General features: G+C 63.8%; 11 protein-coding genes. 9 read left to right on the plus strand and 2 right to left on the minus strand.

All coding sequences use genetic code 11. The features are described 5' to 3' along the window. Positions 1-3: 3 nt before the first annotated feature. The 6 genes from AC56QQ_RS13825 to purU all read left to right on the plus strand — a co-directional run bounded on the left by AC56QQ_RS13825 (position 4) and on the right by purU (position 5,390). Positions 4-918 carry a sugar phosphate isomerase/epimerase family protein gene (locus AC56QQ_RS13825; protein ID WP_497127929.1) on the plus strand — a complete coding sequence of 305 codons (915 nt, stop codon included), beginning with the start codon at positions 4-6 and terminating at the stop codon, positions 916-918. A gap of 58 nt (positions 919-976) precedes the next feature. After that, positions 977-2,158, plus strand: coding sequence for an aldose 1-epimerase family protein (locus tag AC56QQ_RS13830; protein WP_497127931.1), 1,182 nt, complete (start codon positions 977-979; stop codon positions 2,156-2,158). Between the two features lie 73 nt (positions 2,159-2,231). Further along, entirely contained in the window at positions 2,232-3,314 is a 1,083-nt protein-coding gene (locus tag AC56QQ_RS13835) for a fatty acid desaturase family protein (protein ID WP_497127933.1), read from the plus strand. A gap of 39 nt (positions 3,315-3,353) precedes the next feature. Beyond that, positions 3,354-3,665 carry a MocE family 2Fe-2S type ferredoxin gene (locus AC56QQ_RS13840; RefSeq protein WP_497127935.1) on the plus strand — a complete coding sequence of 104 codons (312 nt, stop codon included), beginning with the start codon at positions 3,354-3,356 and terminating at the stop codon, positions 3,663-3,665. A 46-nt stretch (positions 3,666-3,711) separates the two neighbouring features. Further along, entirely contained in the window at positions 3,712-4,512 is an 801-nt protein-coding gene (locus AC56QQ_RS13845) for a 3-methyl-2-oxobutanoate hydroxymethyltransferase (protein ID WP_497127937.1), read from the plus strand. Continuing rightward, entirely contained in the window at positions 4,509-5,390 is an 882-nt protein-coding gene (gene purU, locus AC56QQ_RS13850; RefSeq protein ID WP_497127939.1) for a formyltetrahydrofolate deformylase, read from the plus strand. Before AC56QQ_RS13845 ends, purU begins: the two co-directional genes overlap by 4 nt. 20 nt (positions 5,391-5,410) lie before the next feature. Here purU and AC56QQ_RS13855 read toward each other — a convergent pair whose 3' ends face one another. After that, entirely contained in the window at positions 5,411-6,892 is a 1,482-nt protein-coding gene (locus AC56QQ_RS13855) for an HAL/PAL/TAL family ammonia-lyase (RefSeq protein ID WP_497127941.1), read from the minus strand. Further along, positions 6,889-7,890 (minus strand): ornithine cyclodeaminase family protein, encoded by a 1,002-nt coding sequence (locus tag AC56QQ_RS13860; RefSeq protein WP_497127943.1) that lies wholly within the window; start codon positions 7,888-7,890, stop codon positions 6,889-6,891. The genes AC56QQ_RS13855 and AC56QQ_RS13860 overlap by 4 nt, the downstream gene beginning before the upstream one ends. Positions 7,891-8,011: 121 nt before the next feature. On the opposite strand from AC56QQ_RS13860, the gene AC56QQ_RS13865 reads away from it, so the two are divergent. The 3 genes from AC56QQ_RS13865 (at position 8,012) to AC56QQ_RS13875 (ending at position 11,788) form a co-directional block, all read left to right on the plus strand. Further along, entirely contained in the window at positions 8,012-9,445 is a 1,434-nt protein-coding gene (locus tag AC56QQ_RS13865; RefSeq protein WP_497127945.1) for a DHA2 family efflux MFS transporter permease subunit, read from the plus strand. Positions 9,446-9,716: 271 nt separating this feature from the next. Further along, positions 9,717-10,703, plus strand: a complete 987-nt coding sequence (locus AC56QQ_RS13870; RefSeq protein ID WP_497127947.1) for an ABC transporter permease — start codon at positions 9,717-9,719, stop codon at positions 10,701-10,703. A gap of 59 nt (positions 10,704-10,762) precedes the next feature. Then, on the plus strand, positions 10,763-11,788 hold the full coding sequence (locus AC56QQ_RS13875) for a sugar ABC transporter substrate-binding protein (protein WP_489862198.1): 1,026 nt from the start codon (positions 10,763-10,765) through the stop codon (positions 11,786-11,788). Positions 11,789-11,824 lie beyond the last annotated feature (36 nt).

Consider the following 11,824-nt stretch of genomic DNA (forward strand, 5'->3'; position numbering starts at 1 on the left):
ACCATGATGCAGGCAGGTATTTTCACGGGCTATTTTCCGCACGGTCTCGAAGAGACAGCGAAGAAGATCCGCGGGCTCGGTTTCAACACGGTGCAACTCGACCTCCACTTCAAGGATGTCGACCTGTCGGCAGGCCAGATCACCAAGGACAAGGCGAAGAAGGTGCGCGACGTCTTCCGTGACAACAACCTGCCGGTCTGCTGCGTGTCGGGCTACACCAACATCATTCATCCCGACAAGGCCGAGCGCGACAAGCGCGTCGGCTATCTGAAGGAAATCATCCGTAACGCCCGCCATTTCGGCTCGCCTTACGTGATCTCGGAGACCGGCACCTACAACACCGAATCCGACTGGGTGCATCACCCCAAGAACAAGACCGAGGAAGGGTTCGAGGAATGCCGCAAGGTGATCGCCGACCTCGCCCAGACCGCCTATGACCACGGCGCGGTGTTCCTGCTCGAGACCTATGTCAACAACGTCGTCGGTTCGGTCGAGGAGACGGTGAAGATGTTCGCGCAGGTCGACCATCCTGGCCTCGGCCTGTTGATGGATCCGACCAACTATTTCGAGACGCACAACATCGACAAGATGGACCAGATCCTCAACCAGGTGTTCGACACGCTGACCGACAAGATCAAGATTGCACACGCCAAGGACGTCAAGCGCTCGGGCGGCGACAAGTCCGAGAAGCACGCCGATATCGGCGACGAGGACGCGCTGGAAAGCCACACTTTCCGCGGCGTTGGTGAAATCGAATTGCCGGCGCCTGGCCTCGGCTCGCTGAACTACGACCTTTATCTCAAGCGGCTCTCGGAGAAGCATCCGAACATCCCGGTCATCATCGAGCATCTCTCGGAAGACGACGTGCCGCGCGCCAAGAAGTTCCTCGACGGGAAGTTCCGCGCCAACGGCCTGTGATGGCCGGTTGCGGCGCCGGCTGAAGGGACGACAGTGCAGTGAATGAAGCGGCCGTCACATGGTAGAGCTCTACGGCAAGACGCTTTCGCGCCGGCAGGTCCGGGAACGCTCCGGCATGCTGTCGCAATTCGCCGGCGTGCGGCTGATGACACTCGGCGACGGGGTGGAGCGCGGCATCCGGATGCTGGAGTTCCGCACCGGTTCGGGCCTGCGCTTCACCGCGCTGGCCGACCGTGCGCTCGACATCGCCGATTGCGATTTCAAGGGCCAGGCGATCGGCTGGCATTCGCCGAGCGGCTTTCGTCATCCGGGCCTGCACGACTATGAAGGGGAAGGGGGGCTGGCCTGGGCGCGCTCCTTTTCCGGCCTGCTTGTCACCTGCGGCCTCGACCACATACTGGGCCGGGAAGAAGTGCCGGCCGACAGCTACAACTACCCTGGCAGGAAGACCGTGGTTCATTCCCTGCATGGCCGCGTTGGCACCATTCCCGCACGGCTGACGGGCTATGGCGAGACCTGGGACGGCGACCGCTGCGTGCTGTGGGCCGAAGGCATCGTTCAGCAGTCGGCCGTGTTCGGCGAAGACCTGCATCTCATCCGCCGTATCGAGGCCGATGTCGGCGGCAACGAGATCCGGCTCTTCGACCGTGTCGTCAATCACGGCTTCAGCCGCACGCCGCATATGTATTTCTACCACGTCAATGTCAGCCATCCCCTGCTTGACGAGGGTTCGCGCTATCTGGCGCCGATCCGGGACGTTGTCTGGGCCGGCCATGATGGCGAGTGTTACCGGGCGCAAAAGGTCGGTTACCGCACCGTGCCGGCGCCGCAGCTGGGTTTCAGCGAACAGGTCTGGCAGCATGAGATGACGGCCGATGGCAATGGCGAGGTGCCGGTCGCGCTGGTCAACGATCGCATCGGCCTTGGCTTCGAAGTGGTGACGCGCAAGGACCAACTGCCTTGCGCCTATCAATGGCAGAATTTCCAGGCGGGGCAGTATGCGTTGGGCATCGAACCTTCGACGCACCATGTGCTGGGCAATCTCGCCGCGCGCGAACGCGACGAGATGATCTGGCTGGAGCATGGCGAAGGCCGCTCCTATGATGCGGTGTTCCGCGTTCTCGACGGCGCCAGCGAAATCGCCGCCAGCGAACGGCGGATCGCGGCGATCGCGATGCAGCCGCAAGAGGATTACCCTGCGCCGTCGGGCAATTTTCCGACCTTGAGGAGCAGGCCGTGATGTCGATGACGAGCCCATGCCGCGGCAAATGGCAGGTTGTGGATCAGCCTGCCCGATTTACTATCCGGAGGCCATGATGACGAAGCGCGACTACAGCCTGGTTGGGGAAAGCACGCGGATCGCGATCGAAACCGGGCTGGCCTCGGCGGAATGGTATCACACCGATGTCCCGCGCAAGGCGATGAAGGAGCTGATGCAGCGTTCCGACGGCCCGGCGATCCGCGACACGCTGATCTGGATCGTCGCCATATTGGCTTCCGCCGCCGGTATCGTCTGGTTCTGGGGCACGTGGTGGGTCGTGCCGTTCCTCTTCGTCTACGGCGTGCTCTACGGCTCCTCGAGCGACTCGCGCTGGCACGAATGCAGCCACGGTACCGCTTTCCGCACACGATGGATGAACGACGTGGTCTACCAGATCGCCAGCTTCATGCTGATGCGCAATCCCGTGCAATGGCGCTGGAGCCATGCCCGCCACCATACCGATACGATCATCGTCGGCCGCGACGCCGAGATCGCCGTCATGCGTCCGCCAGACCTCCTGAAGGCGGCACTGGCCTTCACCGGCATCCTCGATTTCCGCTATTCACTGCCGATCTTGGTGCGCCAGGCGTTCGGCAGACTGTCGGACGACGAGAAGAGCTATATTCCCGAGATGGAGCAGGGCAAGGCGGTTGTCGCGGCCCGTTGGCACATCGCCATCTACATCGCGACGATTGCGCTGGCGCTCTACACGCGCTCGTGGCTGCCGCTGGTGCTGATTGGCCTGCCACGCCTTTACGGCACCTGGCACATGGTGACGACCGGCCTGCTGCAGCATATCGGGCTCGCCGACAATGTCGTCGACCACCGGCTCAACACGCGCACCGTCTACATGAACCCGATCAGCCGGTTCATCTACTGGAACATGAACTATCATGTGGAGCACCACATGTTTCCGATGGTGCCGTATCACGCGCTGCCCAGGTTGCACGAACTGATCAAGCACGATCTGCCGCAGCCCAACCCGTCGATGTGGCATGCCTATCGAGAGGTCTGGCCGGTCCTGCTCAGGCAGCTGAAATACGAGGACTTTTACCTCAAGCGCGAATTGCCGCCGACGGCCAGGCCCTATCGTGGCGAATTCCACAAGGTCGATATGTCGGCGGCCGCCGAATAGTATGAAGGGCCGCACAGGCTGGACCACGAGGAGACGCAAATGGCCGACTGGGTAGAAGCGTGCGCCGTGAGCGACGTCGACGAAGAGGACGTCATCCGCTTCGACCATGGCGGACGAACCTTCGCCATCTATCGCAGCCCGGATGACGAGTTCTTCGCCACCGACGGATACTGCACGCATGAGAAGGCGCATCTGGCCGAAGGTCTGGTGATGGACGACATCATCGAATGCCCCAAGCACAATGGCCGCTTCAACTACAAGACGGGTGCCGCCAAGGGCGCGCCGGTCTGCGTCAACCTCAAAACCTATCCAGTGAAGATCGAAGCTGGCAAGGTCATGGTCGAGATCTAGAGCAACACCTGCGGCCGTACCCCAAGCAACAAGAGGAACCATGCCGATGAGCCGAAAGAGACCGACGGTGGCGGACCTGCGCGCCATGAAGGGCAAACGCCAGCTGACCATGCTGCGCGTGCTGACGATGGATGAGGCCGAGGCCGCCGAGCGGGCAGGGATCGACATCGTCTCGGTGCCGCCCGAACTGGTGCTCAACCCTGAGTACCGCGATGCGGCACCCAGCCTGTTCACCATGCCGGGCGAGAACTTTTTCGAGATCGGCACCGCCGACGACTTCGTGCGCTGGGCCTTTCGGCTCTACAAGGCCAGCGCCGACGCCGTCTATTGCAGCGCCGGCTATGCCACCATCAAGCGAATGGCGGACGACGCGATTCCCGTCATCGGTCATGTCGGGCTGATCCCGTCGCGCGCCACATGGACCGGTGGCTTCAAGGCGGTCGGCAAGACCGCCGACACCGCGATGCAGGTCTTCGAGGCGGTCAAGCAACTGGAGGCCGCCGGCGCCATCGGCGCCGAGATCGAAGTGGTGCCGGTGGAGGTGGCGAAAGCGATCTCGGAGCGCACCTCGCTGATCATGCTGTCGATGGGGGCGGGCACCGGCTGCGACGCGCAATATCTGTTCGCCGACGATATCCTCGGCCAGAATCGCGGCCACATGCCCCGCCATTCCAAGGTCTACCGCAATTTCGCGGCCGAATACGACCGCCTGCAAGCGGAACGGATCGCCGCTTTTTCCGAATATGTCGCCGACGTCAACAGTCTGGCCTATCCCGAAGACAAGCATGTGGTGCATATGGATCCGGCTGAGCTCAGCCTGTTCATGAAGAGGGTCGACGGGGCGTGAAATCTCAAGGCAATGATGCGACGGCCGAGGCAGCGCCGGTATATACTCTGACCCTGTCCTGCGAGGACCGGCCGGGGATCGTCGCCGCGGTGACGGCGGAGCTTGCCGCCAACGGCGCCAACATCGCCGAAAGCAGCCAGTTCTGGGACCGGCAGACGAACCGCTTTTTCATGCGGATCGCCTTCACCAGCCCGCCGGGCTCGAGCAGGGACAGTCTGGAGCGGGCCCTGAAATCAAGCGTTGACCGCTTCGGCATGAAGACCGCGCTGGTCGACCAGGCGCGCCGCCCGAAGATCATCGTCATGGTCTCGAAATTCGACCACGCGCTTCTCCACCTGCTGTACCAGATCAGAGTCGGCTGGCTGAACGCGGAGGTTGCCGCCGTCGTCTCCAACCACGAGGATGCCCGCCGCTTCGCCGAGCTGGAGGGCATCACCTACCACCATTGGCCGACCACCAAGGAAAACAAGGCCGAACAGGAACAGAAGCTGCTGGACCTGGTGCAACGGACGGGGGCCGAGCTGGTGATCCTGGCGCGCTACATGCAGGTCTTTTCAAAAGGCCTGTCGGACCGGCTGTTCGGACGGGCGATCAACATCCACCATTCCTTCCTGCCGAGCTTCAAGGGCGCCAAGCCGTACCACCAGGCCTTCGACCGCGGCGTCAAGCTGATCGGCGCGACAGCGCATTATGTCACCTCCGACCTCGACGAGGGCCCGATCATCGAGCAGGAGACCGAACGCGTCACCCATGCGATGAGCGCCGAGGACTTCGTCGCGGTCGGACGCGACATCGAGAGCCGTGTGCTGGCGCGCGCCGTCAAGCTGCATCTCGAGGCACGCGTGATGCTCAACGGCCACAAGACCATCGTGTTCTGAGATCATTCGGCTGGCCGCCGTTACCCCTGCCAGCTGCCATTGGCCAGCGCTGCGTAGAGCGCCTCGGCGTCGATGCCGAGCGGCCGGTCCTCTTTCAGGGCAGGGACGAGCGCGCGTGTTGCCGTGTGAACCGTGGTGGTGCGGGGCGCTAACGCGAACCCGTCGCGCAGGTCGACTGCCTGCGCGGCCGCCATCAGCTCGAAGGCGATCAGCCGCCGCCACAGCGCGATCATCGCGGCACATTTGGCAACCGCCAGCGGCGTCTGCGCGGCGTGGTCCTCGACGCCTTCCGATACGGCCAAGAAATCGAGCATCATCGGATTGGCCTTGTGGCGGATGGCGGCGAGGACCGATGTCACCGTCTTCTGCAACGGCACGAAGCCGGCCGAGGCGCCACCGACCGGCGACAGATATTTCGGCAGGCCGTTGCGGCCCGACCCGGTGAGCTGGATGAAGCGCGCGGCACTTGCGGCGGCGCATTGAGCGATCGCCGGGCCGAGCGTCTCGAAGGCGAGCGACAGCGCGGCGGTGTGGAAATTGCCGGTCGACAGCACCAGCTCGTCGTCGCTTAGCACCAATGGGTTGTCGGCGGCGGCATTGAGCTCGATCTCGACGGCTTGTCTCGCCTGACCGATCGCCTCGATCAACGCGCCATGGATCGACGGCATGCAGCGGATCGACAGCGGGTCCTGCAAGGTGGTCGGCGCCGGCGCCTCGTCGCGGGCGAGCAGATCGTGAAGGACCTTGGCGGCCTCCTGCTGGCCGGCCGCCGGACGCGCCATATGCAGCCGCGGATCGAGGATGGTGCGGTTGGCGCCGATGCCTTCCATGGTCAGCGCGCCGGCCTGCTGCTGCTGGGCAAGGGCGGATAGCGCATCCGTCACCGCCAGTGCGCCGCTGCCGGCGGACACCGAGGAAGCATTGATCAGTGACAGCCCGTCCTTGGGCGCCAGGGTGACCGGGGCGAGGCGGGCCATCATCAGCGCCTTGGCGGCCGGCATGCGCCGGCCCTGATATTCGGCTTCGCCTTCGCCGATCAGCAGGCGCGCAAGGGACGTCATCAGCACCAGGTCGCCGGCGCCGACCGAGCCAAGCGACGGCATCACCGGATGAACGCCGGCATTGAGCGCGTCGACCAGGGCGACAAACACGGCAGGAGAAAGGCCGGAGCCGCCGACGGAGAGCATCGCTACCCGGGCAAACATGGTTGCCCGCACGGCCTCGACCGGCAGCGCTTCGCCGACGGCGCCGCTGCGTCCCTCCAGCAACTGGCGCTGGAAGGCCCTGGCATCGCCCTCCACCGCAGTGCCGAGATTGGCGCCAAGCCCGGTGTTCAGGCCATAGATCTGCTGGCCGGACGCGGCAGCCTGGTCGAGCACTTTTCGCGCCTTCGCCAATCTGCCGATGATTTCGGGCGCGATCTCCACCTTGCGTGCCGCGCGCGCGACGGCGACGACATCGCCAACACCGACCCTGGCTCCGGTCAGGACGAGCGCGCTCATGCGAAGCGCAGCCTCTGGCCGATGCCTTGCGCCTGCGCCTTCGCCAACATCGCCTTGCCGAGCGCGATGTCGGACAGCGACAGGCCGCGATGCCAGAACAGGATCGTCTCGCCGTCATTCTCTCGCCCGATCTTGATCCCGGCGGCGATCTGGCCGAGTTCGGCATGCAGCGTCTTCTCACTCAGCCGTCCGGTCTCGACATGGGCACGCAGCGAGCCGAATTTGCCGCCCTTGCACTGGCCCCAATCGTCGACGACCATCTTCTGCATGATGTCGGTCAGCGACAGTTCCACCGCGCTCATCGTGCCATAGGGCACGACCAGCGCGCCGGGCTTGATCCATTCGGTCTTCAGCAATGGTTGTGGTTCCGGCAGCCGCGAGGCCTCGACAACGATGTCGGCGCCCTCGACACAACTCTTCCAGTCGGCCACCGCGGTCACTGTCTTGCCAAGGTCGGCGGAGAGCTTGGCGGCAAAACCGTCGCGGCTTTCCGGGCGGCGCGAATGGACGCGGATCTCGTCGAAATCAAAGAGATGGTCGAGCAGGCGGACGTTCCAGTAGGCGGTGCCGCGGGCGCCGATATGGGCCAGCACCTTCGAATTCTTGCGCGCCAGATGTTTGGCGCCGATGGCGGTGACTGCGCCGGTGCGCATGTCGGTGATGACGGTGGCGTCGAGGATGGCGCGCGGCGTGCCGGTGCGCGGATCGAACAGATTGAGGATGCCGAACTCCGAAGGCAGCCCATGCAGGTAGTTGTCGACATAGTCGCCGACGATCTTGACGCCGGCCGTGTCGAGCGGGGCGACGTAGCCGCGCAAGACATTGAAATGACCATGGAAGGACGGGTCGGGCTCGAGATGGACGCGTGGCTCGATCACCGTCTGGCCCTTGCCTTGCGCGACCAGGCCAGCCTCGACGGCGGCAATGATTTCACCATCGGTCATGGCAAGCGCATCGATGTCGAGGGCATTGAGGTAGTCGATATAGATGGGCTTCATTTTGCGTGCACACTTTCCTCGGTCGCCCCGCTCATCCCATAGCAGCCCGCGGCGCGACACGAAAGTTTGTTGCGCCATCTCTGGACGCAGCCGGCTAAATGCTGTTCAAACCGGTTCCGTCATGACTGCCATTCCCGAGACCGAAGCCTTACCCGAAACGGCCACGAATGCGCGGCGCGTGGCGCTGATCGTCGCCATCGCCTTCTTCATGCAGCTGCTGGATTCGACGATCATCTCGACCTCGCTGCCGCAGATGGGCGCCTCGTTCGGCGTGCCGGCGGTGGCGATGAGCATCGGCATAACCGTCTACATGCTGACCATGGCGGTGTTCGTGCCGCTGTCGGGCTGGCTCGCCGACCGTTTCGGCGCGCGCAACATCTTCCTCGTGGCGATCGCGCTGTTCACGCTGGCCTCGCTCGCCTGCGGCTTCTCGCAGAACCTGACCGAGTTCGTCGCTGCCCGCGCCGTGCAGGGCCTGGGCAGCGCACTGATGACGCCGGTCGGCCGTATCCTGGTGCTGCGCAACGCCTCGAAGTCGGAACTGCTCAACGCCACGGCGCTGATCACATGGCCGGCGTTGTTCGCGCCCGTGGTCGGACCGGTGCTTGGCGGCTTCATCACCACCGCGCTGTCCTGGCACTGGAATTTCTTCATCAACATCCCGCTCGGGGCGGTTGGGCTGGCGCTGGTCGCCCGCTTCATTCCGGATGACCGCGAAGCCGATCCCAAACCTCTCGACTGGCCCGGCTTCGTGCTGACGTCGGCGGGGCTCGCCTCGATGCTCTACGGTCTCGAACGTATCGCGCATCCAGAGGATGGCGTCCTGCCGACGGTGCTGCTGATCGCCGCCGGCGTCGTCATTGGCTGGCTGGCGGTACGCCACCTCTTGCGCGCCCGGCATCCACTGCTCGACCTCTCGTCGTTCAAGGTGCTGACCTTCGCCATCTCGACGCTGTCGGCTGGCACCAACTTCCGGGTGGCGATCAACGCCACGCCGTTCCTGTTGCCGCTGCTGTTCCAGGTCGGCTTCGGGCTCAGCCCGATCGACGCCGGCATGATGATCCTTGCCTATTTCCTTGGTAATCTCGGCATGAAAACGGTGACGACGCCGACGTTGCGGCGCTTCGGCTTTCGCCGGGTTCTGGTCATCAATGGACTGATCGCCTCCGCATCGATCATGGCTTGCGCGGCGATCTCGCCGCAGACGCCGCAAGCGATGGTGATCGTGTTGATGCTGGTCGCCGGCCTGTCGCGCTCGATGCAGTTCACCGCGCTCAACACGCTGGCCTTCGCCGATGTCGCGGCATCCCAGCGCAGTTCTGCGGCGACCTTGTCCAGCATGCTGCAGCAGGTGGCGATGCTGTTCGGCGTCGCGGTGGCGGCGGCGATCCTCAACCTGTCGCAGATCGCCAGGGGCCGGACGGCGCTCGACCTCGTCGATTTTCGAATCGCGTTCCTGGTGATCGGCGCCGTCGGGCTGGTGACGTCATTCCGTTTCCTCGCGCTGCCGCCGGGTGCGGGCGCCGAGGTTTCCGGCCACGCGCCGGGGAATTGAAATCGAATTTTTCCGCCTGATGCGGAGATAAATTCCGCGTTGTCCCTTCGCCTTGAGGCGGAGCTTTCGCGAGCCGCCGCAACGACGCAATCAATTGTCAAAAATGCAGGAGTTTCCGGGCATTGCGCCAGTTTTGGCAATCGATGCGTCCACTCGATGAATATCGCCGTGGACGAGGCTTTCGAGCGCGGATTCATTTGACGAACCGGCGCTGAGCCGATTAGCTTTTGTTCTTCGGGATGGCAGCGCTGCCATCGGGGCGAAAGCAGACATGAACTCGATAGGCTGGCCGAATTTCAGGAGCCTGAATCAGGAAGGCATTGTCTTTGCCATCGCGGTGGTGCTGTTCGTTGCTGCGGCAATAGGCCTGCCGGGCTTCATCGATCCCAACAATCTCGTCGCCATCGTCCGTTCGGTGTCGGTGCTGGGCATCCTGGCGCTTGGCATGGCCGTCGTCATCATCGGCCGCGGCATCGACCTCTCCGCCGTTGCGATCATGGCGATGTCGGTCGCCTGGTACCTGCAGCTGCTCAACACCGGGACCTCGGATGAGCTGGCCTTTGCCTATGTGCTGGCCGGCGTGTTGGCCATCGGTCTGCTCAACGGCTTTCTCGTCGCCTATGCCGACGTGCCGGCGATTTTCGTGACGCTGGCGACCGGCTCCTTCGTCTTCGGCTATGTGCGCTCGCAACTGATTACACAGGACGCCGTGCCGGTGCCGCAAGGGCATTGGGTCGAGTTGCTCGGCGGCCTGCGCTTCCTCGACATTCCCATCGAGGTGTTCGTCTTCGCCGGCCTGGCCTTCCTGTTCTTCCTGTTCCTGCGCTACACCAAATGGGGCCGCTACATCTATTTCGCCGGTGACAATCCGACCGCTGCGCGCAACATCGGCATCCCGGTGCGGCCGATGCTGGTGCTGCGCTATGTGCTCTCCGCCTCCGTCGCTCTGATCGCCGGCCTGCTAACGGCGGCCAGCCTGCATTCGATCAACACCCGTGTCGTCAATTCGACGCTGCTCTACGACATCGTGCTGGTGGCGGTGATCGGCGGCATCGGCCTGTCCGGCGGGCGCGGCGGGGTGCGCAACGTGCTGGTGGGGGCGGCGCTGATCGGCATCCTGCTCAACGCCATGACCATCATCGACATTCCGTTGCTCTACCAGAACCTGATCAAGGCGGCGATCCTGCTGGGGGCGATCATCGTCGACGGCATCATCAATCCACGTGACGAGCAGACCGCCCAGCAGGGCGATATCTAGACCAGACGCGGACGGTAGGGGCCGGCCGTGAACAACAACAGCAAAACAGAGGATGTGACATGAAACTGATCAGAACACTCATGGCCGCCGCCACGGCGCTTGCCGTTACCGCCTTCGTGGCGCCAACCTTCGCCGCCGACGATCCGGGCCCGGCCGCCTACGCGCAGGCGCTCAAGGGCAAGCGCGTGATGCTGGTGCCGCTGGCGATGGGCTTCGACCTGGCGCAGGGCTGGGCCCATTACCTGAAGAAGGAAGTCGAGGCGTGGGGCGGCACTTTCGAAACGCGCGATCCGAACTGGGTCGTCGATGCCGGCGCGCAGGCGATCACCGACGCCATCTCCTCGGACACAAGGCCTGATGTGCTGATCATCCATGCGCCGGATCTCAACTCCTATTCCAAGCTGATGAAGAAGGCGCAGGCCGCCGGCACCTATGTGCTCTTGGTCGACAATCCCGCCAACTTCCCGGCCGATGCCTTTGTCGGCAGCGACTGGGACCGGCTTGGCCAGCTTGAGGCTGAAGCGGCGATCAAGGGCTGCGGCGAGAACTCGTCGAAGAAGATCGGACTGGTGCAGGGCGACCAGGCGAACTCGTCGAGCCTCTACCAGTATGCCGGCATCATGAAGGTGCTGGACAAGCATCCCGACTTCAAGGTGGTGGCCAAGCCCGATTCCAACTGGGACGCGACGACCTCGCGCAACGTGACGACGACGATGCTGCAGCAGAACCCGGACATCTGCTCGATCATCGATTTCTGGGATGGTGACGCCACCGGCGCGTCCGCCGCGATCCGCGACGCCAAGCTCGACGGCAAGGTGTTTTTGGTCACCACCGGCGGCGGCGAGAAGGCGGCTGACTGCGACAAGCTGCAGGACGGCACCTATGGCGCGGTGGTGATGACCGAGCTGGCTCGCCAGTCGGGCGACATGAATGCGATCATCAAGTTCCTGCTGCAGAGCGGCCAGCCGGCCGGCACCTCGCACACCTACATCTATACGCTGGAGAAGGCGACGACCAAGGCTGACCTCAAGCCAGACAGCTGCTGGGACCTGAAGGCGCTGCAGGCAGAAGCAGCGGCGAAGTAAGCCGATCCTCGCCAATCGATATCAACGAGGTGGCCG

This window comes from Mesorhizobium sp. RCAM 05099, from assembly GCF_059683685.1.

What these genes read in the sequence shown, in the direction of transcription:
- AC56QQ_RS13825 (WP_497127929.1), top strand. Translation starts at nt 4, where the DNA reads ATGATGCAGGCAGGTATTTTCACGGGCTATTTTCCGCACGGTCTCGAA.
- AC56QQ_RS13845 (WP_497127937.1), top strand. Translation starts at nt 3,712, where the DNA reads ATGAGCCGAAAGAGACCGACGGTGGCGGACCTGCGCGCCATGAAGGGC.
- AC56QQ_RS13870 (WP_497127947.1), top strand. Translation starts at nt 9,717, where the DNA reads ATGAACTCGATAGGCTGGCCGAATTTCAGGAGCCTGAATCAGGAAGGC.
- AC56QQ_RS13840 (WP_497127935.1), top strand. Translation starts at nt 3,354, where the DNA reads ATGGCCGACTGGGTAGAAGCGTGCGCCGTGAGCGACGTCGACGAAGAG.
- AC56QQ_RS13830 (WP_497127931.1), top strand. Translation starts at nt 977, where the DNA reads ATGGTAGAGCTCTACGGCAAGACGCTTTCGCGCCGGCAGGTCCGGGAA.
- AC56QQ_RS13855 (WP_497127941.1), bottom strand. Translation starts at nt 6,892, where the DNA reads ATGAGCGCGCTCGTCCTGACCGGAGCCAGGGTCGGTGTTGGCGATGTC.
- AC56QQ_RS13860 (WP_497127943.1), bottom strand. Translation starts at nt 7,890, where the DNA reads ATGAAGCCCATCTATATCGACTACCTCAATGCCCTCGACATCGATGCG.
- AC56QQ_RS13875 (WP_489862198.1), top strand. Translation starts at nt 10,763, where the DNA reads ATGAAACTGATCAGAACACTCATGGCCGCCGCCACGGCGCTTGCCGTT.
- AC56QQ_RS13835 (WP_497127933.1), top strand. Translation starts at nt 2,232, where the DNA reads ATGATGACGAAGCGCGACTACAGCCTGGTTGGGGAAAGCACGCGGATC.
- AC56QQ_RS13865 (WP_497127945.1), top strand. Translation starts at nt 8,012, where the DNA reads ATGACTGCCATTCCCGAGACCGAAGCCTTACCCGAAACGGCCACGAAT.